Below are 26,741 nucleotides of genomic sequence, written 5' to 3'. Positions count from 1 at the left end.
TTATACCTCTACTTTCTTGTGCTCGGCAGATATTAGATTTCTCCACGTATTACGTGCTGTAGCTAATTGCCATTCTACTTGACTGTATTCATTTTCTCCTGAGTGATGTTCGATGCCAAGATATCCTTGATAATTAACATCTTGCAGAATCTTGATCTTCTCTTCACAGTCAGGTATGACCCAAGCTGCTAAATGTGTATGAAAGGCATATTTTGCACAAAGTCGATCGCCGTTCTCTTTATCCACATCCCAATTATCAAAGTGCAGAAGGATACCAAATGAAGGATGATCAACTGCCTCATAAACCTTTTTAATGTTTTCAGGATCCCTTGATGCTCCCCAATGGTTTTCAGGCCCTACTTTAAAACCGCCATTCTGTGCTATTTTTGCATATTCTTGATAACGGTTCACTGTATACTCAAATTGTTCATCTGTCATTTTCAAATCTCTTCCACCCATATCGATTCTAACGGTACGTGCTCCTAATATTTCTGCAGCTCGCAGATTTTTAAGTGCGTTTTGATACCACTTTTCCTTAGCATTTGGATCTGGGTCCCATACCTCTGCACAGTCAACGCAAAGATTAGCAAGGGTTAACTCCTTCTCATCCATCGCTTCTCTTATTTTCTTGAGATAATCCTCATCATAGCTAGTTAACATCATGTTCCAAATATCTGCTGATTTCAGGTGATAACGATATTTGACACTTTCTAAATACCCAAAAAGATCTATTTTCCCTTGATTAAATAAGCCATTAAATGAATACGAAGCAACTGTATATTTCATAATGCCCTCCCGTTTAATTCAAGATTCTTGTAAAATGGAAATTTGGATAATTCAAAACTCGATTTAAAAAATACCTTATACTGCTTACCTTTCAGATTCACCTGAACAGTTAATGGTTCACTAACGCATGTAAATTTAGTCGCCTCACCCCACTTGATTATAGATATTTTCTGATTATTTTGATAATATCAACATTGAGGCTACTAATGGAATTAACAAAACCCTTTCCATTTGTATAATTCACCAGTAATTTTTTAATTGGAGTTGAATATATGGAAATTCAAGGCGTTTATCATGACGTTAATCCTACTTGGAGGATCGGAAAAGACCGTGGATGCGCAACACTTGTTTATGTTACACAAGGTAAAGTGATGTATTGGATCGATGGAGTCGGTGTGGAATTGGTTAAAGGAGAGATCCTGTATATTCCATCTGGTGTAGATCGCGCATGGGAAAACCACGCCGATGAGAGTCACCAAAAATATACAGTGGTTTTTTTATGGGAAAGTGAAAATCTGCGGAAAATCTTGCACTATACAACTAAGAATGAGATGTATCGTTATAAGACTTTTAACACCCCTTATTTTGAACAAAGATTTTCATCACTTTTTACACAAATCCTGTTGAAAAAACCTTATTTTGAATGGATGGCAAGGTGTATATTGTCAGAATTACTCACTCAAATCGCGCAAGAATCATCTGAAGTAAGAACGGCTCCTTCAAAAGAGCGGATTGCAAACGAGATACAAGATTATATTCTCCGCAACTTTAGAAGTAATATATCCATTGATGACTTGAGTTCACTTGCAGGTGTAACCCCTAACTACGTATCAGGGATCTTTAAGGAAGTAGTGGGAAGTACACCCATACAATACTTACACCAATTAAGAATTAACACGTCCTTACATCTACTACAAAATACACAGATGACAATAAGTGAGATCGCTGAATATCTTGGGTACTGTGATCAATCGTATTTTAATAGGATGTTTAAAAAATGGATGGGGGTGGCACCGAGCAAGTATAATCATCATTATGTAATAAGTTGAAAAACGTATTCTGATCTGCGAATGGTAAAGGTAAAAACTCCAGAGCAATTCATTTAAATAAAAAAAGCATGACTCTGACATCATGCTTTCGATCGTTACTCACGCCAAAATTTCGTGTATTCTGCTTTGTCCTGTATATTAAACGCTATTATATCCTCAAGCAGCTCATAATTCACTTCATCTTTCCAGCGAATACGAAACAAGCCTTTAGTTGAGCTATAACCAGACTTTTTGATACTCTCGGCAAACCGCACCATAGCTATTTCTTCAGGAGCAATACTCATGTGTTGCTTTGCCATTGAGATACCGATGATAAATGTGCCATGATCGGTATACATCGGTGTGTTCCACTTGAATTGCGGTTCCAATGTAGGAAATTTTTGAGCGATCCACTCCAAAACCTCCTCCATTCGGGGTCTATGATCGGGGTTATCAATTCCAGCTAAGTATTGCGAAAAGATTTCCATGTAATATCTCCTTATCACTGATAAAATTTACAGAGTCTCATTACTTATCAGTTTATATGAAGATTCCTTGATAGTAAAACGCTGTACCTATTCGTCATCTGTAACACTCAAGTGACAAGAAACATGATGTTGCTCCTCTTTCGCCTTTAAGGAAGGTGTGTTTTTGAAACATTTTTCTATTCGGTAGGGGCAGCGATTTACAAATACACATCCCTCAGTTACTTCTGACGGTTTGACTTCACCATCATAAATAAAATCACTCCTATTCTCAATAAAATGCAGAAGGTTGCTCACGACAGATACAAGAGCTTTCGTATATGGGTGCGAAGGATTTCTGATGATTTTATCAGTTGGGCCGATCTCTACAATTTCACCTTGATACATGACTGCTATCCGATCACACATATAACTAGCTGTCGCTAGATCATGTGTGATATAAATCATAGTAAGACCCATTTTTTTCTTCAAAGTTTTTAAAACATTTAATATACCTGCACGAACAGATACATCTAGCATGGATGTGGGCTCATCAGCCGCAATAAATTGTGGCTTTAAGATAATTGCCCTTGCAATAGCAATTCGTTGTCTTTGGCCACCACTTAGTTCATGTGGATATCGATAGATGTAATCTTCTGCTGGTACTAACTCGATAGATTCTACCGTTTCTTTTATTCTTTGTAATTGCTCCTTTTTCCCTAAATGTGGCTCATGTGCTGTAATAGGTTCAGCCAAGATATCAACTATTCTCATGGATGGATTTAACGTTTCATAAGGATCTTGAAAAACCATTTGCATCTGACTTCTTAACTTTCTCATTTGTTTAGGCTTAAGCTCATCCAAGTTAAACCCATTAAAATGAATTTCACCATGAGAAGAGTTGATAAGTTTCATGATCATTCTGGCTGTTGTTGTTTTACCGCTGCCACTCTCACCGATGATTCCTAGTACTTCTCCTTTGTGTATGGAAAGATTCACATCATTTACAGCCAAAATACGAGTAGATTTTCTGTTAAACATACCCGCTTTCTTCGTAAATACTTTGGAGAGATTCTTTACTTGTATAAGAACATCATTGTTCATGTTTTTCACCGTCATATAAGAAACAAGCTGTATAATGGCCAGGTTTTACTTCACTTAATGGAGGAACATGACTTTTACACTTATCCATTGAAAATTCGCATCTGGGATGAAATCTACAACCTGTTGGAGGTTCAATTAAGTTTGGTACGTTTCCAGCAACCGTTTCAATTTCTTTATCACCGTTTAATAGAGACGGTGTAGCCTTTATAAGTCCCTGAGTGTATGGATGAAGAACATTCTCCAGTAGAGAGCGGTTGCTACACCATTCAACGATCTTACCCGCATACATAATAATAATTTGATCACATATTGAAGTGACCATCGGTAAATCATGTGAAATGATTAATACGGATAAATTCATCTGTTTTTGTAACTTTTTTAACAAAGCAATGATTTGTGCTTGTGTCAAAACATCTAATCCAGTGGTTGATTCATCGGATATTACGAGTTTTGGATTACACGATAATGCCATTGCAATTGCTACCCTTTGCTTCATTCCTCCACTAAATTCATGAGGATAACTTTGCCACCGTTGTTCTTCTATTCCAACTAGGTTCAGTAACTTCTTAGCTCTATGAAGTGCTTCTTTTTTTGATACGTTCTCGTGCAAGAGAATGGCTTCTGCTATCTGATCTCCTACTTTAAATACAGGATTTAGTGCATTCATGGCACTTTGAGGTATGACTGAGATCTCTTTCCATCTCACTTTCTGAAGATCAGAATCAGTAGCCTTTAGCAATTCTTTACCATCTAGAAAAGCTTCTCCGTTTACGATTTCACCTGGTTGCTCAATCAACCTTAATAATGAATTCGCAACAGTAGACTTTCCACAGCCTGATTCACCGATTAATCCAAGGAGTTCACCTTTACCAACCGAGAAATTAACTCCCTCTACAGCTTTTACAGTTCCTTTATCTGTATGATAATGTGTTGTAAGATTATTTACTTGCAATATCTTTTCCAACTAATTTACGCCTCCTTAACCTAGGGTTTATCGCTTCTTCTATTGAATAACCGGTAAATGCAAAACCAATGACTAATGTGGTTATCGCTATTCCTGGTGGAAGTATCCACCAAATCCAAGCATCCGTAAGTAATGCACCTCTAGCCTGTGCGTAATACAGAATGGTACCCCAACTTTTTTGAATGGGATCTCCTAAACCAAGAAAACTGAGAGATGCTTCGATCAAGATTGAATGACTCGCAGCAAGGACGAACTGTGAGACAGCAATCGTAATAACTCCTGGAAAGATGTGTTTTACTAGAATAGTAGTATGGTTTAAACCAATCGATCGGGCGGCTTCCACATAACCCTTAGTATTAATACTGATGACTTGCGAGCGAATGATTCTAGCGGGACTAGCCCAAGACAATAAACTAATTACAAAAATGATATTCCAAAAACTTGGACCAATAAATGCAGCTAAAAGGATCATTAAAGGAAGAAATGGGATTACTAGAATAAGGTCCACGATTCTCATAAAAAACGTGTCTATTCTCCCACCAAAATAGCCCGCCATAATCCCAATAACACAGCCGATTGTAATCGATATGAAAGCAGCTAGAATTCCAATAAGTAAAGAAATTCTAGTACCATAAATCAACTCACTCAAAATATCTTGTCCGATATCATTTGTTCCTAACAAAAACTGTGAATTCGGTTCCATAAATGGAGCACCTACTCGTTCATTAGGATCAAATGGAGAAATGAAAGGTGTTGCCAGGGTAATAAACAGGAAAAGTATTAAAATTCCAAGTCCGATAAGACCTAGATTGCTAGAACTGATAACTTTTAACAAATTTTTATTTCTTCCATTATTCATTAGCTTTCCCTACCTTCGGATCAAGAAAAGGATACATTAAGTCTGCAATAAAGTTCGCGATAACTACACTAAACGTAATTAATAGAAAAGTGGCTTGTATGAGCGGATAATCTCTGTTTAGAACAGATTCAAACATCAATCTACCGACGCCTGGATAAGCAAATACAGTTTCGATGACTGTAGCTCCACCAAGTAAGAAGCCGAGATTCAGCATGAACACCGTTACTACGGGAAGCAATGCATTTCTCATGGCATGTTTATACATGATGACCTTTTCTTTAACGCCCTTTGCTTTTGCGATCATAATAAAATCTTCATTTAGTACATTTAACATCGAATATCGCATAGTCATAAAGGTACTTGTTACTGATATCAAAACTAATGTTGTTAGCGGCAAGATTAAATGGCGTCCAATATCAAGAATTCTCTCAATTCCAGTGAAATTATTCCAAGCGCTTGCAGCACCAAAAACAGGAAGCCAACCTAGCTGAGCAGAAAATACGGAAACTAACATCATTCCAATCCAGAAAGAGGGCATTGCACTAAGAAACATAAAAAAGATTAGAAGGTTAACGTCTGTCTTAGTACCTCTTTTCCAAGCAGAGATGACTCCAAAGATCACCCCAAGAATCGTAGAAACCACCAAACCTGTACCCGTTAACAAAAGTGTCCAAGGAATTCTCTCTTTTAGTAAATCAGTAATCGGACGTTTTTGTTGATACGAATAACCGAAATCTCCTGTAAATATATTTGCGATATACACTCCATATTGCTGTATGAGGGGATCGTTTAAGCCATGCTTATCTAGTATGGCTTCTTTTTCTTTTGTAGTAAGAAAGCCTACATCTTCTCCCGCTAAGTACATGAGGGGATTTCCTGGCATCCACCTAGGCAAAAAGAAATTTAATGTAAGCATAAGGATAATGACAAGGAAGTATTGAACCACTTTACTAGTTAGAAACTTTAACACCGTTTCACCTCTTTTTAATGTATTACACGCTAAAAATCCCGCAAATTAATGACTTTTGCGGGATTCCGTTTTCTTAACCTTTTTTTCCATTTACTTTCTTCTTAATGAAGAAAACACCAATTATAACAACTATAACCAATAAACCTAAAATGATTAGCGACTTGTTAGAATTCGTATTTGTCTCAGAATTCTTTACATCTCCTGAATCCGCATCTTGTGTTTGTGCAGACTTTTCCCCATTTTCAAATGGTATAAAAGAGCCTTTGTGTATGATGCCTTTTCCTAATTGGAATGTGTATCCGTCATAAGCTTTAGGATTATAAGCATTAACGATTTCTTGATAGTAAAGAGGCACAATCGGCATTTCATCACTTACAAATGCTTGCATTTCTTTAATTTTCGCCAATCTATCTTCTTCTGTTTTTGCATCTTTTAATGCAGAAACCATACTGTCAAATTTATTATTTTTGTAGCCGCCAATGTTTACTGTGCCAATTGCCGGATCAGAATGGAACAGATCAACCAATCGATCAGGGAACAATTGCATCGTACTAGACCAGCTCCATAATCCGAGGTCATAGTCTCTTCCCTTACTCACATCAAATTCTGGCCACATAAGAGAATCTACTGTAGTAGCATCCATTGCCTTTACAGATACTCTAATTCCAACTTCTTTAAGCCAATCTGCAATAATTTCAGCTGTTCTTATACGGATTGGGTTATCTGCGTACACTAATGAAGTTAGTTGTAGTTTCTTTCCATTAGGGTCTTCACGATAACCATCTTTGTCCTTATCAATAAAACCTGCATCATCTAATATTTGATTTGCTTTTTCTTTGCTAGGCTTAAAAGTTAAACTTGAATTATATGCAGGTGATGACGGGTGAATAAATCCGGGACTTCCCTTTTCTGCATAACCCAACAATACATGATCTACTAGATATTGAGTATCAATAGCATATGCAATGGCTTGTCTGAATTCTTTTTCTGTCATCGGATACTTTTCCGCATTCATTTGAAAGAGTGAAGTATTGTAACCTGCACCTTTCATGATTTTCAGATTAGAAGCACCTTCAAATTGCTTCACTAATTCAGGAGAAACACTTGAAGATGCAGCGTCGATTTCTCCTGCCTGTAATGCAGTGTACAAAGCAGTTGTATCTTCTATGATTGGGAAAATAAGCTCATCAATTTGTGGTTTACCTTTAAAGTACTTTTGGTGCGCCACCATTTTATAATATTGACCTGATTTATATTCTTTCAGTTGATAAGGACCGCTACCTAAAGAATTACTTGATTCATCAGGATTCTTAATATCTTTCCAAATATGTTTTGGTAAAATAGGCAGGTCCGCCAGTGGTTGAATTAAAAAATTCGGATTTGCTTTCGACAATCGTAAGATGATCGTTTTATCATCTTTGATTTCTACTTTTTTTATTTCTTCTAAAGGGCTTGTAAATCTTGATTTGGGATGATCTAGAAAGTATTGAATAGTAAATGCAACATCATCCGTAGTAAGCTTCTTGCCATCTTGCCATAATACATCATCGTGAAGTTTCATTTCATAATTTAAACCATCTTGGCTAACTTTATATTCATCTACTAGCCAAGGTTGTGGCGTATTTTCTTCATCCAGCTGAAACAGGTTATCATATAATAAGTTAACAAGGTCAAGACCAGGGTAACCCGTAATATAGGTATATGGATTTAAGGTGCTCTCATCTCCTGTTATACCAATCTTAACTACTTTTTTGGATTCTTCCGCTGCTGCCGGTGTCAACGAGGACATCAAAAGCATAATTGAGAGTGTAATTAACCAGTAAGTTTTCTTCATCATTTCTTGTTCTTTCTCCCTTAACCCCACACATGATTAACGTCTGGTTTCTAATTATTCTCGTGCTGTTCGTGATTTTCATGGTTTTTGTGATCCTCATGAGAATCTCCAGAACCACATGCTGTTAACGCTGTAAGTGCCATTGCCAGAATAAGGATTGCAGTAACTTTTTTCATTCTTCCACCTCTTTTAATTACTTGGTCTCCCTCTATGTAAGACCCAACTTAGAGTATATGTGAAAGCATTTTCAAAGTAATCACTCTAACGGGTGATATTTAGTGGAACTTTTATATAATGTTGCTTTCAAAAGTATTATATTTCCGTTGAAGAGAATAAAAAGGGTAAAAACAATATCCTCTTAGAAAATAGCCTCATAAAAAAGAACCGATGATTTTATAGAATTCATCGGTCCCCATTTTCGTATTAATAATTCTTAGTGATGGTGTTCCATTTCTTCACTCAGTTTTACGTTATTCTTCTTCAGTACTTCCAAATCTTGCTTAGAAAGTTCACCCACAACAAATTGTTTTTTAGGAATTACTGTAGAGCTGTCATTTTCTGCATGGACCTTAACATAATAAAGACCATTCTGATCAAATCCTTCACTTAACGAATACACACCATTACCTTCTTCTGTTGCCAATTTTTTGTCATGATGTATTGAACCATCAGCTTTCAAAATTTCAAAGTATACAGAATCCGCGTTAGTGACTCTTTTTCCCTCTTGTGTCAATATGGCTTCCAATTTCTCTGACTGATTTGGTTGGAATTCATTCGGAATAACAATTTTAACCAGCAGTGGTCTCTCTTGCTTGTATTGAATCGCAGCATCAGATTTCACCGAACACCCTGATAAGATACTACTAAATGCAACAACTAACACAATAAGGAAATATGAATCTCTTAAGACATGTATGTTCTTTTTTATTGGTTGGTTAGGCATTTAGAAACCTCCTTATTGATGAAACCCTCTGAATAATTAACCAATCAATCAACCAAATGACTAGTAAGGATAGCCCGACTAAAGGAAAGAGAATCCCCAAGAATATTAAGGTAAACAAAAATAACTTCATTGTTTTTGCGCTAGGTCCTTTAGGTGCGCCAGTGCCTTTTTTAGGTTTGCGCTTCAACCAAAGATAAAATCCACTTACAGCAACCAACATGATTCCAAGACAGATGAGTAAACTAACGAATTGGTTGATCAAACCAAACTGAGTTCCTTTGTGTAACGTAATACCAAGTGCAACAATTTTCCCAACTATACCGTAATGTTCAAATCGATAATCCGCTAAAACTGCTCCGGAATATTGGTCTAAATGAATCGTTGCTTCGTCTTCAGCTTTTGCTGGATAAGCTGACAGCGTGTATACTCCGGTTGGCTCATTTGGGATACTCACTGAGAAAGACGGATCCATTCCTTGCTGTTCAGCAATTGTGACTATATCATCAACTGATACTGGAATAATACCTTCCACCTTGGACTCCGGAACTTCAAGAGTTTCAGCTGCCCATGGAACCTCGGCCACATCTTTTGTTTGAACGGCAGATACAGGTGCTTCACCACCCCAAATAGATGGTGGATAACCCACTCCATTATTTGTAGCAATAGATTGAAAGTTTGCACCCCAAAAGCCTGACCAAGGAAGACCAGTTAGAATTAGAAATAACATACCCGCAGTAATCCAAAAAGCAGGTACTGCATGCAAGTCCCTTCGAAGTATCTTCCGTCCTTGACTAAGACGAGGGACCAGAACTCCTGATAATTGTTTATTCTTACGTGGGAACCATAGGAATAAACCAGTAACTATGAGGACGACCGCCCAACACGCTACTAATTCTACGATTCGGTCACCTGTCGTACCAATCATTAACTCCCCGTGTATCTCCTCAATCTTATTCATAATACGATCATCATCTGATAACTGCCCAATGATTTTCCCCGTATAAGGATTAACAAAAATGGTTGAGGTTGTTTCTTCAGTAGAAATCTTGACTTCACTAGAACGTGATTTTGATTCGCCTGGTCGATATTGTGTAACTGTTGCGTCAGGAAATTTATTTTTAACAGAATCAATTTGATCTGTCGCAGATATACGATCAGCTTCTGGTGTTACTTCATAATATTCCTGATAAATGATATTTTCAATCTGCGGCTTAAATAGATAAACTGACCCTGTAATAGCAAGGATTATTAAAAAAGGAGCAAAAATAATCCCTGCATATAAATGCCATCTCCATATAGTACGGTAAAAATTTGTTCTTGATCGTTCTTCATTCTGAGTAGGTTGACTAACTTCATACGTTTCTTCTCGCTGAATATTATTCATGTTTCCTCCGATTCTGTATTTCAAGATGTAATATTAATAAGTTTCAAAATCTCCAAATTAATAAAGGTGAACTTAGCGAATCTCAACAATTATCCAAATGTATAGTAAGTGTAAATTAAACGTTATAAACTAAATCACCATTTTTGAGTATATTTGAAACTAAGTGTAAAGTAATCACTCAAATGGGTGATATTTATGCAAGCTCATAAAAAAATAAAAAACCGAAGGCACAATATCACCACTCGGTTTCCATTTTTAAAAAGTTATCATGTCTTTAGAAGTTGAAAATTGTAGATTGAAATCGGTTCTTTTTCAGATACTTTAATTTCCGCATCAACTTTAAAGACATCACCCAGCATTTTCTTGGAGATGACATTCTGTGGGATACCACTATCATAAATACGTCCAGATTGAAGGACAATCATTCGATCTGAAACCATAGCCGCTTGATTAATATCATGCAGAACTAAGATAATCGTAATTCCCTGTTCTACATTTAACTGTTTAATTAGCTCAATGATCTCAAGTTGGTGGTGGATATCGAGATACGACGTAGGTTCATCCAGCAGCAAAACAGTTGGCTGCTGAGCAAGTGCCATTGCGATCCATGCTCTCTGACGTTCTCCTCCAGACAAGCGATCTACAGCTCTCTCAGACAATTCCCCTAAATGAGTAAGTGTAATGGCTTGATCAACAATTGCCTGATCTTCTTGATTTAGCCGTTCAAATTTCCTTTTATGAGGGAAACGACCATATTCAATTAATTGTCTAACCGTAATTTCAGGGTTACTCTCATGAACTTGCATTAAGAAAGCAAGCTCTCTTGCAAAAGCTTTCCTATTCCACTGATTGATTTCACTATTTTTAAATAAAATCTTTCCACTAGAAGCTTGAAGTTGCTTTCCAAGCGCTTTTAACAGCGTACTTTTACCACAACCATTCGGTCCGAGTATACTATGGATCTTTCCTGCTTCAAATTGAAGCGTTAAATCCGAAATAATCTCATTATCGTGATATCCAATATGAACATTCTTTGCTTCAAGTGTCATATCGTTCTCTTCTTTCGTAACAAATATAAGAAAAATGGAGCACCTATAACCCCCATGATGATACCAACAGGAAGTTCGATCGGCGCAAAGGCAACACGGCCGATTGTGTCAGATAAACACAGAACGGTCACTCCTAGCAGAGCTGAGGCTGGAAGCAATATTCTATAATCATTTCCTACGAGGAGTCTTGCAGCATGGGGCACAATTAGTCCAACAAAACCTAGTAGACCAACGATACTTACTGCACTTGCAGCAAGCAGCGCACTTATGGCAATAAACCACAAACGATAGCCTTCAGTGTTTAGTCCGAGCGATCTTGATTCAGCATCACCAAGTAGTAAGACGTTCATCCGCTGAGCGCTAAGCAAAGCCAATACTAATCCAATAAGACTATAAGGAACGATGATCTCTACATGCCCCCAGCTTTTGGCCGACAAGTTTCCAATCATAAAAGAAACAGCCCCTTGAATACGATCACTATAAAATGTATACAGTGCCGATACTCCGGAGTTTAAAAATGCAGAGGCTGCAACACCAGCAAGAATAATCCTCATAGGAGAGACTCCCTTGTCCCAGGCAAGCAAATAGATGAGCAATGCCGAAATCATCGCTCCAATAAATGCAGCAGGAATCAACAAATAGGAAAACGCGGGAAAAACTAGTAACAATGTGATTCCAAATAAACCAGCTCCAGAGGAGATTCCAATAATATGGGGATCAGCCATTGGATTACGCATAACCCCTTGCAATAAGGCACCAGAAAGAGCTAAATTTATTCCAACAAACACTGCTACAAGTGTGCGTGGAAGCCTTATATTCCAGATAATTGTGTAATATGGAGAATCAGTAGAACCAAATAAAATACTCAAAATTGACTTTGCATCTACGGATACCGCTCCGAATCCTAAACTTACCATTACACTGATTATTGCTAGGATAAAGAAAAGTCCCACGACGGAAAGCTTCCATCCTATCTTTCTATTAATACCCTTATTCACCTTCATAGTTTTAATCAGAAAGTTTGCCATAAACTTCTGAATTGGCCCCTTCCATTCCCACGTGGGTGTATTTAAGCAGAATAATAGCCAGTTTCAAGATTAGTTTGTTTGGGTTGAATAAACCAATTCCGACAAATATTTATAAGAATCCACAACATCGACACCAGGAGCCATGACAAATTTTTCTCTTGGGAGAAAATAAATTTGGTCATTTGAAACAGCGGAAAGGGAATTCCATGCTGGATTCTTTTTATAATTGTTATCTATCATCTTTTTTGCGTCCTCATTCGTTGTATGAGAAAGCACAAACAGGTAATCAGGATTAATCTTCACCATCTCTTCCATACTGAACGGGATATAGCCTGCCATAACTTCTCCATCTAATGATTCTGTTACATTTCGTAGCTTCAACTGGTTAGCCATGTCCACCGATATTGTCGGACCCTGTTCAATAAATGAGGCATCACCCATAACTGTCAAGATTGCATAAGTAGGCTTTTCCTTCTTATCTGGAACCTGATCAATCACTTGATTGATTTTTGAATCCATCTCATTGATAAGTTTTTCAGCTTTTTTATCATTCCCCGTGATTTTTCCCATAAGTAGTGTGTTTTTTCTAATGTCCTCTATTGATTGCGTGTTAAGGTTTGCAAAAGGAATGTTAGCCTCTTTAAATGTTTTTCTAAGATTACCATGTGTAAAACGTTGACCAACAACTAAATCGGGTTTCAATGCAAACACCTTCTCGATATTAACCTCGTGCATGAATCCTACTTTTGGAACATCCTTAGCTTCCTCAGGTGGATCTATAGTAAATGCATTTGTTATACCAGCTGCTTTACCCCCAACTTGATAAAATGAATAAAGGACCTCATCCTTCAAAATTACTATGTTTTTAGGTTTTTCTTTTAAAGTTACGAGTTCCCCATCAAAGTCTTTAAAGGAAAGATAAGGCTCAGCTGATTGGTTAACCTCAGCGCTATCTTTCTTTCCCTCTCTTTCCTTCTGAGTATCATTCTGACAACCACTGACCATTGCTAGCATGATTAAACTGATGATTATAAGTTTTATCCCATTCTTCATGTTTTTATCTCCTTTATGATAACTATTTCATTAATTGAGTTTATCGATTTAATCCGAGCGATTGATTACTCAGGAAGTTTTCCATAGACTTCAGGATATACAGCTTTCCCCATATATTCGAATGATTTTTCCATAGATAGACCAGGATTATTTACAAAAAGTTCACCTGGAATAAAGCGAAACTGATTCTTCTTAATTGCAGATAGAGAAGACCATGCTTGATTGGATTCCAAGTTATCTTTTAACATTCGTTGTCCTTCCTCTTTGGAGCCATGAACAATCAAAAAGACATAATCTGGATCTTCATTCACAAGAGTTTCCATGCTGAATGGCACACTGCCCATTCCTTTTGAGTCTTTCTCTTTTAAGCTTTCAGCGATGTTCTTCATTTTAAATGAGTTTGCTATATCAAGTGCAATGGATCGGTCAGTCTGAAGGGACACGGTATCCATCATCATTGTAATGACAGCGTAGGTAACTTGTTTATCTGGTGCTTTTTCTAAAACACGCTGGATTCTTTGATCCATTTGTTTTATCTTTTCTGCAGTCGCTTTTTCTTTATCTAAGATCTTACCAAGAATTTCTGCATTTTCTCTCACATCATTTACTGAGTTAATTGCTGTTAATGCAAGAGGAATATTTGACGAGTACATCGCTTCTTTTAATTTTCCATGAAATACAGATTGTCCAATGACCAAGTCTGGTTTTAATTTCAGCGTTTCTTCAAGATTGATGTCGTTAATCATTCCAAGCTGCTTTGCTGCCTTAGCATTTTCAGGTATTTTCAGTTCTGGTACTGTAGAAATGCCAACTGGCTTTCCCCCCAAATCATTGAAGATTTCATATAGTTGTGTATTAAGTAAGACAACTCTTTTTGGTGTTTCCTTTAATACTATTTTCTCTCCTGTAGAATCTTGAAAGCTTATAGTCTTTGTTGATTCTTCTTTTGTTTTTGGTTGACTCCTATCAGACTGCTTATTTTCAGCTTTTTCTTGACTACATCCTGCGAAAATTAACAAGATTGCAAAAATTACACTTAAAAGTTGCCATCTCTTTAATTTCATTTTTAGCCTCCATTCATATAAAAAGTTTATTGTTACGCTTTGATATGTGTACATAACAACAAGATTGAGCCAGCAATATCAAACATGTTAACATCCTATCAATGGCCGCCGATTAGTAATAAACCGTTTTCATTTATTCTAAAAAACAGTTAATATTCTCACTAAATCTGGTTGACCAGATTTAGCGAGAAATAAATTCTATTATTTTGATAACTCACTAGAAATTCTTTTATTTTTAGAAGAATAGTAAACGATAGTTTCTATAACAAATATGATCAAGATAGATATACCAAACAGAGGCATGATTATCCCCAGTATTAGCAATGCTAGAATCGCAACTAAAGACCATTGTTTATTAACTCGTCTAGGTGTCTTTGATTCGCCCTGTTTCATTCTTCTCATCCACGATAAAAAGCCCATCGTAATTGCACCAAGAAACGCTATGCAGACAACTAAATTCAATATTTTATTAGGCATTCCAAATAGATGTCCTTCATGAAGTGGAATACCCCATGTAAACCATTTACCGATTATGCCGTAATCTTCGAAGTTTATTTTAGCAATTACGTTTCCTGAATATTGATCGAAATAAGCTGTTGTTTCCTCGTATGGACTTACATCGAGTCCTGGAACACCGGTATTGCTTCCTTTTGAAACCGTAAAAACGCCCTTCTCGTCAGCAGGATATACAATTGAAAACGGTCTGCTTATCTTTTCATCCTGAGCTTTAGCAATTACAGATTCTAAACTCTGCTGACCAGGATTATTTAGATTATTGTTAGCCTCTGTTTTATCATCTGAAGCAGGTTGATTCAGGCTTCTTGTAGCCCAGGGAATCTCATCTACATCCGATTGCGGAGGAGTGTAGCGTAATTCAGTTCTTCCAATCTCAGGGTGTTCTTGACCGAACTTGGCAATTTGGCTTCCCATAAATACAGACCAAGGAATACCCGTTATGACAATTACCATTAATGGAATTGCAAGTGCAATTCCCAAAATCGCGTGTGCTTTTTGAAATTTTAATGATTTGGATTTGTTTTTGTTAGCAAGTAATTTCTTTTTAAATGTCATATATATTCCGGATATGATAAGAAACACTGTCCAACAAGCTGTCAATTCCACTAAATAACGCATGAATGTACTTTCCGTTAAAAGAGAACTGTGGAAGTTTCTCATAAAGTAAGAGTATGTATTACTCGGATCTTGTGAAGAAACAATTTGATTGCTGTCATCTAGGAATATCGTTCGTGAATCACCATTCTCGTTACTTATGGTCACTCGGCTGTTATAAGGTTCTTCCATCATGCTAATCTTGCCGATGGAATATCCTTCGTATTTTGCACTAATTTCTTTGATGGCTTCGTCCATGCTTTGAGTTTCTTTTGTTTCACTCATTCCAAAAAATTCTTTTTCATACAGATAACTCTCAACTTCAGGATAGAAAAGAAAGCCAATCCCTGAAAGAGTTAATGTTATTAATAGCGGTGTAATGAACCATGCAGCATAAAAATGAAGTCTTCGAAATGGATTAAAAGTATTATTATTCATGGCAATCTCCTTCTAATTTGTTTACATATAACGGAAAATCCGCTGTTTCAAGCTGCATAAAGTTACAATTTTTGTATTATTCAGCCCAACTACGAGTATAAGCGACACATTTTTTATTGCCATCCCTCCAATGGGTGATATTTAAATGTTAAATAAGAAAAATGGACAAACCCTTTTCTTGAAAAATCTTTCGAAAAGGTTGCCCATTTTTTAAATATTGCAATCCATGTATTAAAATATCTTTGTTAGAACTTACAATTCAATTCTTACACTATAACATTTTTCTCTATTTCTCTTAATTGATAAAAATAGCCCTTTCTTGACAAGAGTTGCTCGAATGATCCCGCCTCAACAATCCTACCACTATCCATTACAATAATCTGATCCATTTGCTCAAGATTTTTTAACTTATGACTTATAAGTATGACCGTATCATTTCTTGCCTTCTCAAAAATTTTATTTAATATACTTTGTTCGGCTAACATGTCTATAGAAGACATAGGTTCATCTAAAAGCCATAACCCACTAGAACGCAAAAGCACTCGAGCAATCGCAAGTTTTTGCTTTTCACCGCCTGATAGATTACTTCCTTTTTCTTGTATCCTTTCATTGAGATTCTTATATTGCAACCCAACATCAAGGAGAGCTGATTCCATTTCATTATCTGTTGCATTTTCATTAGATATTAGTAAATTTTCACGAATTGTTCCAAAAAAGAAATGGTTCTCCTGTAAAACAATACTCATATTTCGCCATAAGCTTTCGCTCTCTATTTCTTGAATGGGATTTCCGTTTACAGTAATTTCTCCTTTATCAGGACTGTACAATTTCATAAGCAGCATAAGCAAAGTGGATTTTCCAGAACCAGAAGGACCTACAATAGCTGTTTTTGAACCTGCTGCAAACGAAATTGATATATTATCCAAGATAGGAATTACAGGCTCAAAATAAAGCTTCACATTTTTTAGTTCAATAGAATGTGACAAATTGCTAATTTCAATATCGCTTACTTCCTTCTCAGGTTCCTTGTTAACAGTTTCATGAAGACGCGAAGCTGCCCTTCTACTTTCTTCTGCATAGACAGGAAATGCCGCCATAGGTACAGCATATTCAAATACATTCAATGAAATCATTACAAGCATTGCTAGATAAATCCCATCAAGATTACCTTGTGCTACCTCATATGCACCTGTTGCTAATACACAGCAGCTTATCAATGCTGATACAGCATAATTAATGGATTGAGTCCAATTTGATCGGTTGTCGATATGAGCTTGTTCGTTCGTTAAGTCCCTTGAAAGAGTCTGTAGATTCGCTGCTTTCTCCTCATTTATACCGTACATTTTCAAGTCTCTAAATCCGTAGAGAAATTCTGTAACCTCTGTTGAAAACTCATTTCTCGTATTTCTTATATTAGATTCCTTCTTTTTTTGAGTCCAAGCAAAAAATCCCGGAACAATAATTCCTGAAACGATCATCCCTATCAAGAGGGAAAGTGACATATACCCTGAATAAAACGACATAAAGAATATGGCACTCAAAAAAACAAGAATAAAAACAATAGGTGGGTAAACCACTCGAAGAAAGAAATTTTGCATGCTCTCTACATCTCCGACAATTCTTGCCAAAAGATCTCCACTTTTGTATTTATTCAAAATACTAGGAATTGATCGCTCGACTTTTTCAAAAAAGGAAGATCTTATTTCTTTTAAAATAGAAAATGTTCCTCGGTGTGAAACTAAACGTTCAACATACCTACTTAAAGCTCTTGAAATACTTATCAACTTTAAGAGTCCTAACATAACTGTTAATGTATACAGCGGAGGAAGCAGAGCGGCTTTAGAAATTAAATAACCACTAGAAGCAAACATAGAAAAACCAAGCATTCCCGCCAAAAAACCAAAAAGAATTGTTAACCAGATATCTTTCTTCTCTCTCCACATTATTTGAATTATGTGAGCTAAGTCTTTCATGTTACTGCCTCCTTCCTACTTATAGTAATCATTTCTCGGTAAGAGTCGCTCTGCATGATTAATTCATCATGTGTACCTCGCGCCATAAGTTTTCCGTTTTGTATAAAATAAATTTGGTCTGCATCTATTATTGTGTTTAATCTATGAGCTACAGTAACGATGGTGGCGTTCTCTCCAAGCTCATTTATAGATTGCTGCAGGATACTTTCTGTCATCAGATCCAGACCTGTAGTAGGTTCATCAAAAAGAATGAACTTTGGTCTTTTCACAAACGCTCTTGCCAAAGCAAGTCTTTGTTTCTCTCCACCTGATAGACCTCGACCACCTTCACCTATGATCGTGTTGTAACCAGATTCTAATGATTCAATCATTGAAGATAACCCTGTACTCTCTGCAGCTGCTCTAATTTCTACCATATCTACTTTTTTACTGCTGCCGATCGATATGTTTTCAGCTATCGTACCTGAAAATATATAGGGACTTTGAGAAATATAACTTATCTGTTCAAACCAACTTTTTTCATCATAACGATTTCGTTCCTTTCCATTAATCAACACCTTTCCTTCATCTGCTTCTAACAGGCCGCCGAGTATATGAAGAAGTGTTGTTTTTCCAGACCCATTCGGACCAACTATTGCTATTTTTTGATGCGAATGTATTTCCATATTTATAGATTTCAGTGAAAAAGAACTTTCAGCATATGAAAATGTAGTATTTTCAAGAGAAATGTTTAGAGACGAACCATGGAAAGGGTGCTTCCCCCATTTGACACCTTGTTCTTCTTTCTCAAGCTCACTAAAAATCACCTTTGCTGCTCCACTGCTTCCCTTACCAGCATGAAAAGCACTTCCGTATTCTTTTAGTAATAAGTAAAAATCAGGAACAAGGATCAAGATGAAGAAAGCTGCTGAAAATAATACTGATTTAAAAACGACTATTTGAAGTCCTAATTCAAACGCGATCAACCCTATACTTAGCATGGAAATGAACTCCAGTGAAAGAGCAGAAAGAAAGGCTATCTTAAGGACCTTCATAGAAGCATCGCGAATTTCAATGCTGCTTTTTTCGATTTCTAATTTTTGTACTTTTGAACGCCCATATAACTTTAGTGTTACTAGTCCTTGAAGTACATCTAGAAAGTGTCCTGAAAACATAGATAGCTTTTCAAGTTGTTCTTCTGACTTTTGTTTTGTTTTCATTCCTGTCAGCGCCATTGCCAATGGAATAAATGGAGCCGTGATTAGTAGAATAAAGCCTGATATCATATGTTGAGAAAACACAGCAATCAAAATAATCAAAGGAATGATAATCGTTTGTAGCATCTGCGGTATATACACACTAAAATACGGAGTCATTTCATCGACTGCGTCCAGAACCATATTAACTTTTCTGCCTGTCTGTCCACTAAGTGAAGTCTGTATAGGGTTATTGGATAGTTTCTTCAAAAGGTCAGATCTAAGTTTGTTCTTAACATCCAATGCTAAAGAGATTCCTGATTTTCTACCCCTATACATAACAAGTACTCGTATGAACGATACTGTGAGCAAGATTATCAAGTCAGAAATAACATCTGTAAATGAGGCACTTTTCAAAAATACCGATTCCACCACATTTACAAAATAATAGGCTTGTAAAACCATCGCCAAACCAGTTAACACTGCATAAAGAGAAATTCGCCTAATCCACTTTTTCTGTTCAAATGCCATTTTCCTAATTTGTTTCATCGCTAACTCCTTTACGATGCTTGATTGTAACGATTAAGTTTAGAGACTATTTTTCGTAAGGAGACTTTCCGAATGCTCCCCAAACAAACAGACCCGCTAGAGTAAAGACAATTATTAAAACCGGTGCAACCATTATTAAGAATGTATGCATAGATGACCCTCCTATTTTTTACCCTTCACATAATCATTATTGAATAAAAATAGACGTAATAATAAATATAGTGAAGGCACTAACAGTACCAACCCAGCGATGAACGCGATAGTTAGCGCAATAGCCATTGTTTCATTCGTAAACCCGGAATAGATTGTTACATACGGGTATAACACATAAGGCAAATGCGCGGCTCCATATCCATAGAACGCTGCAGCAAATTGAAGCATGACTAAAATGAAAGCACTACCCAGTTTTTTCTTCTTCCAAATTAAAAACACAGCTCCTGTGAAAAATAAGAACGATAGAGCAAACAACCATGACAAGTCTAGCATTTTGTAAAAATGGTCAGGGTTGTGCACCCTCATCGATAAAAATACGAGCAAGCTAGCAAGTATAGTTGGTAGGCTCCAAAACAATGCATATTTTCTCAAAAGCTGAAATGCACCATGGTCGTTTGCTTTGTATGAATAGTAGGTTAAAAAGCAAGCTGATATATACAGAACACTTACAATTGCTAAAAATACAACAGACCATGCATAAGAGCTTGAAAATAAGTCTGCATACTCCAAACGAACATTGTTAGCCTCAGCATTAATAAATCCGCCTTCTGAAATGGTGAGTACAACGGAAAGAGAAGCAGGGATTAATAGTCCAGTTGCTCCATATAAAAACTGATACCAGCTGCTTTCACGATGTCCATAGTGATGAAAAGCGTAATATGCTCCCCTCAGCGAAATTAATATGATTGCAATGCTACCAGGAACTAAAAGGGCTGTTCCATAATAGAACGCAAGTGAAGGGAAAAATCCAATCAGTCCCACGTAAAAGAAGATTAAAAAAACGTTAGTGACCTCCCAAACAGGTGATAGATAACGATTAATCACTTTTTTCACGATAGGGGCACGGCCCGTAACGGTTGAATAATAATTAAAGAATCCAGCACCAAAATCAATAGATGCAACAATAAGATATCCATATAAGAATGTCCAGAGAACCGTGATTCCAAGGATTTCAAAGTTCATCATACTCTCCTCCTATTCCATTCCCCGTTTATCTAGTTCACGTTCAGCCGGATTTGCTTTAAAGGTTCTACGTAGAACGGTTACTGCTGAAATGGCTAAAATCAAATATAATCCAATAAACAAATACAGCATTATATCTACATAACCTGAAGAAGTTGCTCCCTCTGCTGTAGTCATATAGCCTCTTAATATCCAAGGCTGCCTTCCTTCTTCTGTAAAGAACCATCCAGCTTCGATCGCAAGCATCGCGAGAGGTCCACTACTAACTATGAACCATAAAAGTGGTCTATTTAGCTCATTAGCCTTCTTTCTCCACTTCATAAAAACGTAGATAAAAGAAATGAATGCAAGAAACATACCGATTCCTACCATAAGATCAAAGAAGTAATGAACAATCAAAGGCGGCCATTCTTCTTTAGGATACTCTTCAAGTCCGATTACTTCTGCATCTGGTGTTGCATGAGCGAGAATACTTAAGGCATAAGGAATCTCAAGAGCATATTTCACATCGTTGTTCTCATCTAAAATGCCACCCAAAATGAGCGAAGCTTCCTTAGTTGTCTCAAAGTGCCACTCGGCCGCAGCCAGTTTTTCCGGCTGATATTCAGCTAAATATTTTCCTGACAAGTCTCCTATAACTGCTGTGCTTAATGCACAAACAAATGCTACAGTCATAGAAAGGTGTAATGCTTTTTTGTAGTAGACATGCTGTTTCCCTTTTAAAATCATAAATGCGGTTATGGCTGCTATTACACAAGCTGATGTCAAATAAGCAGATGATAGCACATGAGCCATCTTTGTCGGAGTTGCCGGATTAAACATGGCTAACACTGGGTTAATCCCCGTCAAAACACCATTTTCTAGCTTGAAGCCAAGAGGTGCATTCATAAATGCATTTACAGTTGTGATAAAGAAACCGGATAATGTTGCTCCTAGCGCTACAGGAATCAGTAATAAGAGATGATACAACCTATTTTTAAAACGATCCCAAGTATACAAGTAAATACCTAAAAAAATGGCTTCAAAGAAAAACGCAAATGTCTCCAAGAACAACGGAAGACTAATCGTTTGTCCCGCTACTTGCATAAATTTTGGCCATAATAGACTTAATTGAAGAGCGATTGCTGTACCTGTTACAACTCCTACCGCAACTGTAATAATGTATCCTCTAGCCCATCTTCTTGCCAACAGATGGTAATGCTCATCTTTACGACGTATTCCTATCCACTCTGCTAAAGCAATGAGGAGTGGTATTCCAACACCAAGCGTAGAAAATATGGTGTGAAAAGCAAGTGTCAAACCTGTCAAAATCCTACTATATAAAACTGGATCATAATCAAACAAAGTACTTCCTCCTTTTACTTTTACAGTAATCTTCTGTATTAAGCAGTTTAGAATAGCTGTTAATAATGAACCTTATAGTTTGTGAAGTATTTCACATGATAGTGTATGAATGTACGAGTTCTTCAGGCAAAGTATATAATACAAAATTTGTACTGCCTATAGAGTTAACAATATCGAAATAGATTGTTCACAATTTCACAATATTTATCTATGTAAAGCATACTCTTATTTGGAGTATGCCTGAACATAGTAAGATTTCACTATTACATCAAAAACATTAATTTACGTTACCGCAATTCTTACATTTGTTTTGAATAAGAAAATAATTTGTATTAAGAGCTTTCTTAATATCTCTAATCATCATAGGCTCTAATTCAGTCTTTTTGCCACATACCATACAGAAGCAGAATGGTTTTCTGCTTTCTTCATTATCATTCTTATCGTTAAGCTGAATAAATGTATTTTCATTTGCTTCATACAAAGTAATGATATTTGCTTCCTCAAATACCCTAAGTGTATTTTGGATGGTAATAGGGGTAATGTTAGAATACTTTCTAGCAAAATAAGACATAACTTCTTCTTTTGTAACTTTTTGATTCGACTGTAAGAAGTTTAGAAAATTCCCCCTCGCCATTGTGAGTTTATTCCCTGTCTTTTTCAGTCTAACCAGTGCTTCTTCATTGGTAAGAAACATACTATTCTCTCCTATGTGTTAATTTCTTTCAATCCATCCTTTGTTGAATGCGTAGCTTGTAAGTTGAACTCGATTATCCAGATGAAGTTTACCAAGGATGTTCTTTAGATGACTTTTTACGGTATGCTCTGAGATTGAAAGGTTTTCAGCAATCATTCGATTTGATTTACCTTGTGCAACTAACTGCAAAATCTCTTTTTCACGTGCAGATAATGGTGTCTTTTCTTCCTCTACTTTTTCCTGTGTGAATTCATTCAATATTTTAAAAGCCATTTTTTGTGACATAGGAGCCTCATCAACTGCGAATGCTCGTAAGTAGCTGTACCATTCACTGGAGTTCAAGTTTTTAAGAAGGTACCCTTGTGCTCCTCGCTTTACAGCTTCAAAAAGATCTGTAATGTCATCTGAAACGGTCATGATTACTATTTTTATGGAAGGATATTTGTATTTGATTATTTTTGTTGCTTCCAACCCATCCATAACAGGCATCCTAATATCCATGAGGATTAAGTCAGGGCTTAATGTTCCCGCTAGCTCCACTGCCTCTGCTCCGTTTTTAGCTTGTCCGATGATTTCAAATTCACTGTAGTCTTCTAGTAAATCTTGAATACCTTCTCGTGCATGCTGGTGATCATCCACTAGCAATAATCTGTTGCGCTTTTCCATGAGTTAATTCTCCTTCGTAATTAGAATACGCAATTCTCCATTTTCAATGGTAATGTCTAATCTACTATTCATAGCTTGTACTCGATCCTCAACAATTTGGAGTCCATAGCCGTTTGGATTCGTTACTAGATCAGTTGTATTTGTCTTATTCTTGATGAGGCAAAACCATCCGTCCTCAAGCTCTTGCGCATCGATCCATACTTGTTTTGTGCTAGCGTGCTTCACTACATTCATTAGAGCTTCTTTTATACAAGCAAACAGTTCAATTTTGTCTTTTGTAGATAAAAGAGATTCATTGACATGCCAGTTCAAATCAACGTTTAGAGTATGTTCACTTTCCATTTCTTTAATATGCGAGAGCAGGGTATTTGTCCAATTGAAATTCGTTTCAACGGGCGGAAAACGTAAATTATTAATTGCCTGTCTCACATCTTGATGGATATGATGTAAGGTTTTCTTCATTTTGATAAAGTGAACGTTGTTATCTAGATCTGCCTGCTTTCCAAGCTTGTTTAATTTAACCGATAAGAAAAAAAGGGACTGTGCGATTCCGTCATGAAGCTCTTTTGATATTTTAGTTCTTTCTTGTAGTGCAGATAACTCTGCTTTTTCCTCATTAAGTTCTTGTTGGATCTGTTCGAGCTTGTCAAAAAGTTTCAATAAGAACACGATAGTAATGGCAAAGACTATTACTGGAGATAATAGATTCCCCACCTCCATAGATAAATAGGGAAGTAAGAATGTATGCCTAAAGTATTCCCACAATCCAATCGAGAAAGTCGGTAATAATAAGATCAGCCATTTTATCTGGGTATACGTCATTTTTTCACTCACCTTTTCTACACTTATTATCATGTTGCCACATTCTTTAATAAATGCCATCACCATTATGGGTGAGTAATCGAATCTTTTTCTATCAAAATCCCTCCATTGAGTGATGATTAAGTTTATGAAGTATGATTTAATTTACTATACGAAATAGTGTTCTAATCTGGAGGACCAACATGTGGGAATTGATACGGAGTAATATTGAACTAAGAAATTTATGGGACTTGCAACTACTGTTTTTCTTTTTGATGATCTATGTGTTGTATTTAATCGCAACAGGTCCGTACAAGAAAGATTTTACAGGCAGCACTAAAGTTCACCCTGTTAAAAAGATCGTTTTTTTTATTGGTCTATTATTAGCATATCTAGGATTTGGTGGACCTTTATATTTTTTAGGGCATATTTTCTTTAGTGTTCATATGACTCAGATGGCTATCTGCTTTATCATTGCACCTCCACTTATCATTTACGGAATGCCAAGATGGCTCTTCCAAGCCATACCAAACGTTATAAGATTTAATAGAGTTGTACGGTTGTGTAAAGACCCTTTATTTTCATTGATTGCTTTTAATGCTTTGTTCTCAATCTATCACCTACCACAAGTGTTCGACTTTATGATGGTTAACTACCACTTACATCATCTCTACAATATTGTCTTGTTTTTAACTTCACTGATGACATGGTATATCATGCTGCAGTCAAACCGTCTTTCAAATCTTCAAAAGACCGGTTATATCTTTGGAAGCGGCTTATTATTAACACCTGCATGCGCACTCATTATTTTCTCGTCACATCCCCTTTATGCTACATATTCTAATCCGGAATTTTGGGCAAAGGTTATGGGATTATGCGTAATGCCAGGAACTCACATGCCAGAAAATTTTTATGATATGATTATGCCTTTATCTTTAGTAGAAGATCAGCATCTCGGTGGAGTGCTCATGAAGATTATTCAAGAAGTGGTCTATGGAGTAGCGTTAGGATATGTATTCTTTCAATGGATGAAGAAAGAAAGACAAGACGAAATTGATGGGGTTTACCCAAGTGTCCACAATAACTAAAAGAAAATAGTTACTCAACAAAAAGAGAAGCCTCTTGATTTAGAGGCTTCTCTTTTCTACATATCATTGCTTAAGCAGACAATCAAATTGTCGATACGATTACTAGTGTCTAATAAGCTATGAAGAACAAGAATTACACCCGACTCCCTTCACACGATCCTTCACCCTTGCTGTGTATTCGTCACCACATTTCCTACATCGCCACCAAACATTATTGTATGACGTAACGGAGACATCTCTAGGTGTTTTATGAACCCCGAACATTGTACCATTACGATCTGGATGCCACTCTGCTGCAATCTCAGGATACATAGAAAAGAGAGATTGCTCAAACTTAACACACTCTGGACATCGCGATTTATTTTTAATTCTTTTACGAATTCTCTCTCGCCAAACATGCCCTTTTTCGCATACCCATGCCACTTCCTCGTTTGAGTTATACACGACATCATGTGGACTTTTCCCATTGTTCACTGTAGACCATTCTTTTACAAGTTCGGGGTGGATCGTCGCCAAACAGTTCTTTTCATACGCCTTTTTGTCTGAACAATACACACATACACTTTTAGGATTATGTACTCGATCAATCACGGTTTCTTCCCACTCATGTCCTCTTTTGCAAATCCACCACCTACGTGGCCAATCTTCCTTGCTGTCAACATCCGCAGTGGTAAGATTTTTGTTCAGAGTCGGATGCCACTGCTGACATAGCTCAGGATCTGCGTCTGCTAACGTTTCACTTTTAACTTCTTCAAACTGATACGATCGTTTTAACGCTCTTTCTTCTCTTACACAATCCGAACATTCCAAATTCTTCTTATAGCGCTCCCGAATAGTCGCTCCCCATTCATGCCCTTTTGAACAAACCCACCATATGTATTCATAACTGCCAAAACTAGTCTGGCACGGTTCAATTCCATGATTTTTTGTAGGATGCCATTGTGATAATAGCTTATTCGGTAATATCAAGTGCTTCAAACTCTTCAACCCTTTCTCTATAAATACAATCACATAATAAAAAAGAACTATAAAAATTAATCCTATGTGGTTAATTATACCTATAATATTTGATTATGAACTTGGGAAAATCGTAGTCGAAAAGACCTTGTAAAGACAGGTGTCGCTTATTGTTTTTCCCAACTTAGAAAGAGTTTTTCAGATGGCAACATTTTTGAGATATTTACCTATACATGAAAA

26 protein-coding genes are annotated in these 26,741 nt (G+C 36.7%); 2 read left to right on the top strand and 24 right to left on the bottom strand.

Features of this window, described 5'->3' with window-relative positions; translation table 11 throughout:
- Entirely contained in the window at nt 1–786 is a 786-nt protein-coding gene (locus tag IHV12_RS18385) for a sugar phosphate isomerase/epimerase family protein (protein WP_197191769.1), read from the bottom strand.
- Nucleotides 787–1,058: 272 nt separating this feature from the next.
- On the opposite strand from IHV12_RS18385, the gene IHV12_RS18380 reads away from it, so the two are divergent.
- The gene (locus tag IHV12_RS18380; RefSeq protein WP_197191768.1) at nt 1,059–1,835 is read left to right on the top strand and encodes a helix-turn-helix domain-containing protein; all 777 of its coding nucleotides are present in this window, start codon (nt 1,059–1,061) and stop codon (nt 1,833–1,835) included.
- A gap of 95 nt (nt 1,836–1,930) precedes the next feature.
- Here the strand turns inward: IHV12_RS18380 and IHV12_RS18375 are convergent, their stop codons facing one another.
- The 22 genes from IHV12_RS18375 to IHV12_RS18280 form a co-directional block, all read right to left on the bottom strand.
- Nucleotides 1,931–2,302 (bottom strand): iron chaperone, encoded by a 372-nt coding sequence (locus IHV12_RS18375; RefSeq protein WP_197191767.1) that lies wholly within the window; start codon nt 2,300–2,302, stop codon nt 1,931–1,933.
- An 87-nt stretch (nt 2,303–2,389) separates the two neighbouring features.
- Complete coding sequence (locus IHV12_RS18370) at nt 2,390–3,397, bottom strand: ABC transporter ATP-binding protein (protein ID WP_231620793.1); 1,008 nt, start codon at nt 3,395–3,397, stop codon at nt 2,390–2,392.
- Nucleotides 3,372–4,346: an ABC transporter ATP-binding protein gene (locus tag IHV12_RS18365; protein ID WP_197191766.1), complete on the bottom strand. Its 975-nt coding sequence runs from the start codon at nt 4,344–4,346 to the stop codon at nt 3,372–3,374. Before IHV12_RS18365 ends, IHV12_RS18370 begins: the two co-directional genes overlap by 26 nt.
- The gene (locus IHV12_RS18360; RefSeq protein WP_197191765.1) at nt 4,321–5,205 is read right to left on the bottom strand and encodes an ABC transporter permease; all 885 of its coding nucleotides are present in this window, start codon (nt 5,203–5,205) and stop codon (nt 4,321–4,323) included. Before IHV12_RS18360 ends, IHV12_RS18365 begins: the two co-directional genes overlap by 26 nt.
- Nucleotides 5,198–6,175 (bottom strand): ABC transporter permease, encoded by a 978-nt coding sequence (locus tag IHV12_RS18355; protein ID WP_197191764.1) that lies wholly within the window; start codon nt 6,173–6,175, stop codon nt 5,198–5,200. The genes IHV12_RS18360 and IHV12_RS18355 overlap by 8 nt, the downstream gene beginning before the upstream one ends.
- A gap of 73 nt (nt 6,176–6,248) precedes the next feature.
- Nucleotides 6,249–8,012, bottom strand: a complete 1,764-nt coding sequence (locus tag IHV12_RS18350) for an ABC transporter substrate-binding protein (RefSeq protein ID WP_231618150.1) — start codon at nt 8,010–8,012, stop codon at nt 6,249–6,251.
- 47 nt (nt 8,013–8,059) lie between these two features.
- Complete coding sequence (locus tag IHV12_RS22950) at nt 8,060–8,185, bottom strand: hypothetical protein (RefSeq protein WP_255520075.1); 126 nt, start codon at nt 8,183–8,185, stop codon at nt 8,060–8,062.
- A 257-nt stretch (nt 8,186–8,442) separates the two neighbouring features.
- Nucleotides 8,443–8,952 carry a FixH family protein gene (locus IHV12_RS18345; RefSeq protein WP_197191763.1) on the bottom strand — a complete coding sequence of 170 codons (510 nt, stop codon included), beginning with the start codon at nt 8,950–8,952 and terminating at the stop codon, nt 8,443–8,445.
- Nucleotides 8,945–10,336 carry a PepSY-associated TM helix domain-containing protein gene (locus tag IHV12_RS18340; RefSeq protein WP_197191762.1) on the bottom strand — a complete coding sequence of 464 codons (1,392 nt, stop codon included), beginning with the start codon at nt 10,334–10,336 and terminating at the stop codon, nt 8,945–8,947. The genes IHV12_RS18345 and IHV12_RS18340 overlap by 8 nt, the downstream gene beginning before the upstream one ends.
- A 266-nt stretch (nt 10,337–10,602) precedes the next feature.
- Nucleotides 10,603–11,385: an ABC transporter ATP-binding protein gene (locus IHV12_RS18335; protein WP_197191761.1), complete on the bottom strand. Its 783-nt coding sequence runs from the start codon at nt 11,383–11,385 to the stop codon at nt 10,603–10,605.
- Nucleotides 11,382–12,413: a FecCD family ABC transporter permease gene (locus tag IHV12_RS18330; RefSeq protein WP_231620792.1), complete on the bottom strand. Its 1,032-nt coding sequence runs from the start codon at nt 12,411–12,413 to the stop codon at nt 11,382–11,384. Before IHV12_RS18330 ends, IHV12_RS18335 begins: the two co-directional genes overlap by 4 nt.
- Nucleotides 12,414–12,482: 69 nt before the next feature.
- A complete protein-coding gene (locus tag IHV12_RS18325; RefSeq protein WP_197191760.1) occupies nt 12,483–13,466 on the bottom strand; it encodes an ABC transporter substrate-binding protein in 984 nt (327 codons plus the stop codon).
- Nucleotides 13,467–13,531: 65 nt separating this feature from the next.
- Complete coding sequence (locus IHV12_RS18320; protein WP_197191759.1) at nt 13,532–14,530, bottom strand: ABC transporter substrate-binding protein; 999 nt, start codon at nt 14,528–14,530, stop codon at nt 13,532–13,534.
- 201 nt (nt 14,531–14,731) lie between these two features.
- Nucleotides 14,732–16,078 (bottom strand): PepSY-associated TM helix domain-containing protein, encoded by a 1,347-nt coding sequence (locus IHV12_RS18315; protein ID WP_197191758.1) that lies wholly within the window; start codon nt 16,076–16,078, stop codon nt 14,732–14,734.
- 266 nt (nt 16,079–16,344) lie between these two features.
- A complete protein-coding gene (gene cydC / locus IHV12_RS18310; RefSeq protein WP_197191757.1) occupies nt 16,345–18,051 on the bottom strand; it encodes a thiol reductant ABC exporter subunit CydC in 1,707 nt (568 codons plus the stop codon).
- Entirely contained in the window at nt 18,048–19,775 is a 1,728-nt protein-coding gene (cydD, locus tag IHV12_RS18305) for a thiol reductant ABC exporter subunit CydD (protein ID WP_197191756.1), read from the bottom strand. The genes cydC and cydD overlap by 4 nt, the downstream gene beginning before the upstream one ends.
- A 46-nt stretch (nt 19,776–19,821) precedes the next feature.
- Nucleotides 19,822–19,926 (bottom strand): cytochrome bd oxidase small subunit CydS, encoded by a 105-nt coding sequence (gene cydS / locus IHV12_RS23150; protein ID WP_425590179.1) that lies wholly within the window; start codon nt 19,924–19,926, stop codon nt 19,822–19,824.
- Between the two features lie 11 nt (nt 19,927–19,937).
- On the bottom strand, nt 19,938–20,951 hold the full coding sequence (locus IHV12_RS18300; RefSeq protein ID WP_197191827.1) for a cytochrome d ubiquinol oxidase subunit II: 1,014 nt from the start codon (nt 20,949–20,951) through the stop codon (nt 19,938–19,940).
- A gap of 12 nt (nt 20,952–20,963) precedes the next feature.
- Nucleotides 20,964–22,295 carry a cytochrome ubiquinol oxidase subunit I gene (locus tag IHV12_RS18295; RefSeq protein WP_197191755.1) on the bottom strand — a complete coding sequence of 444 codons (1,332 nt, stop codon included), beginning with the start codon at nt 22,293–22,295 and terminating at the stop codon, nt 20,964–20,966.
- A 277-nt stretch (nt 22,296–22,572) separates the two neighbouring features.
- The gene (locus IHV12_RS18290; RefSeq protein ID WP_197191754.1) at nt 22,573–22,989 is read right to left on the bottom strand and encodes a transcriptional repressor; all 417 of its coding nucleotides are present in this window, start codon (nt 22,987–22,989) and stop codon (nt 22,573–22,575) included.
- Nucleotides 22,990–23,007: 18 nt separating this feature from the next.
- On the bottom strand, nt 23,008–23,655 hold the full coding sequence (locus tag IHV12_RS18285; protein WP_197191753.1) for a response regulator: 648 nt from the start codon (nt 23,653–23,655) through the stop codon (nt 23,008–23,010).
- Nucleotides 23,656–23,658: 3 nt separating this feature from the next.
- Complete coding sequence (locus tag IHV12_RS18280; RefSeq protein WP_197191752.1) at nt 23,659–24,537, bottom strand: sensor histidine kinase; 879 nt, start codon at nt 24,535–24,537, stop codon at nt 23,659–23,661.
- 122 nt (nt 24,538–24,659) lie between these two features.
- On the opposite strand from IHV12_RS18280, the gene ctaG reads away from it, so the two are divergent.
- Nucleotides 24,660–25,544, top strand: a complete 885-nt coding sequence (gene ctaG, locus IHV12_RS18275) for a cytochrome c oxidase assembly factor CtaG (protein WP_197191751.1) — start codon at nt 24,660–24,662, stop codon at nt 25,542–25,544.
- Between the two features lie 117 nt (nt 25,545–25,661).
- Here the strand turns inward: ctaG and IHV12_RS18270 are convergent, their stop codons facing one another.
- Nucleotides 25,662–26,522 carry a zinc-ribbon domain-containing protein gene (locus IHV12_RS18270; protein WP_197191750.1) on the bottom strand — a complete coding sequence of 287 codons (861 nt, stop codon included), beginning with the start codon at nt 26,520–26,522 and terminating at the stop codon, nt 25,662–25,664.
- Nucleotides 26,523–26,741 lie beyond the last annotated feature (219 nt).

The sequence above is a fragment of the Fictibacillus sp. 7GRE50 genome (genome assembly GCF_015903875.1).
Lineage (GTDB): Bacteria > Bacillota > Bacilli > Bacillales > Fictibacillaceae > Fictibacillus > Fictibacillus phosphorivorans.
The sequence above is the reverse complement of the archived record's forward strand: the minus strand, read 5'-3'. Positions and strand labels throughout refer to the sequence as shown.

Bases quoted from the DNA above. Each gene is read 5' to 3' on its own strand.
- IHV12_RS18345 (WP_197191763.1), bottom strand. From the start codon at position 8,952: ATGCCTAACCAACCAATAAAAAAGAACATACATGTCTTAAGAGATTCA.
- IHV12_RS18300 (WP_197191827.1), bottom strand. From the start codon at position 20,951: ATGAACTTTGAAATCCTTGGAATCACGGTTCTCTGGACATTCTTATAT.
- IHV12_RS18325 (WP_197191760.1), bottom strand. From the start codon at position 13,466: ATGAAGAATGGGATAAAACTTATAATCATCAGTTTAATCATGCTAGCA.
- IHV12_RS18375 (WP_197191767.1), bottom strand. From the start codon at position 2,302: ATGGAAATCTTTTCGCAATACTTAGCTGGAATTGATAACCCCGATCAT.
- IHV12_RS18285 (WP_197191753.1), bottom strand. From the start codon at position 23,655: ATGGAAAAGCGCAACAGATTATTGCTAGTGGATGATCACCAGCATGCA.
- IHV12_RS18350 (WP_231618150.1), bottom strand. From the start codon at position 8,012: ATGATGAAGAAAACTTACTGGTTAATTACACTCTCAATTATGCTTTTG.
- ctaG (WP_197191751.1), top strand. From the start codon at position 24,660: ATGTGGGAATTGATACGGAGTAATATTGAACTAAGAAATTTATGGGAC.
- IHV12_RS18370 (WP_231620793.1), bottom strand. From the start codon at position 3,397: ATGACGGTGAAAAACATGAACAATGATGTTCTTATACAAGTAAAGAAT.
- IHV12_RS18380 (WP_197191768.1), top strand. From the start codon at position 1,059: ATGGAAATTCAAGGCGTTTATCATGACGTTAATCCTACTTGGAGGATC.
- IHV12_RS18385 (WP_197191769.1), bottom strand. From the start codon at position 786: ATGAAATATACAGTTGCTTCGTATTCATTTAATGGCTTATTTAATCAA.
- IHV12_RS18340 (WP_197191762.1), bottom strand. From the start codon at position 10,336: ATGAATAATATTCAGCGAGAAGAAACGTATGAAGTTAGTCAACCTACT.
- IHV12_RS18280 (WP_197191752.1), bottom strand. From the start codon at position 24,537: ATGGCATTTATTAAAGAATGTGGCAACATGATAATAAGTGTAGAAAAG.
- IHV12_RS18320 (WP_197191759.1), bottom strand. From the start codon at position 14,530: ATGAAATTAAAGAGATGGCAACTTTTAAGTGTAATTTTTGCAATCTTG.
- IHV12_RS18290 (WP_197191754.1), bottom strand. From the start codon at position 22,989: ATGTTTCTTACCAATGAAGAAGCACTGGTTAGACTGAAAAAGACAGGG.
- IHV12_RS22950 (WP_255520075.1), bottom strand. From the start codon at position 8,185: ATGAAAAAAGTTACTGCAATCCTTATTCTGGCAATGGCACTTACAGCG.
- IHV12_RS18360 (WP_197191765.1), bottom strand. From the start codon at position 5,205: ATGAATAATGGAAGAAATAAAAATTTGTTAAAAGTTATCAGTTCTAGC.
- IHV12_RS18330 (WP_231620792.1), bottom strand. From the start codon at position 12,413: ATGGCAAACTTTCTGATTAAAACTATGAAGGTGAATAAGGGTATTAAT.
- IHV12_RS18315 (WP_197191758.1), bottom strand. From the start codon at position 16,078: ATGAATAATAATACTTTTAATCCATTTCGAAGACTTCATTTTTATGCT.
- cydC (WP_197191757.1), bottom strand. From the start codon at position 18,051: ATGAAAGACTTAGCTCACATAATTCAAATAATGTGGAGAGAGAAGAAA.
- cydD (WP_197191756.1), bottom strand. From the start codon at position 19,775: ATGAAACAAATTAGGAAAATGGCATTTGAACAGAAAAAGTGGATTAGG.
- IHV12_RS18335 (WP_197191761.1), bottom strand. From the start codon at position 11,385: ATGACACTTGAAGCAAAGAATGTTCATATTGGATATCACGATAATGAG.
- cydS (WP_425590179.1), bottom strand. From the start codon at position 19,926: ATGCATACATTCTTAATAATGGTTGCACCGGTTTTAATAATTGTCTTT.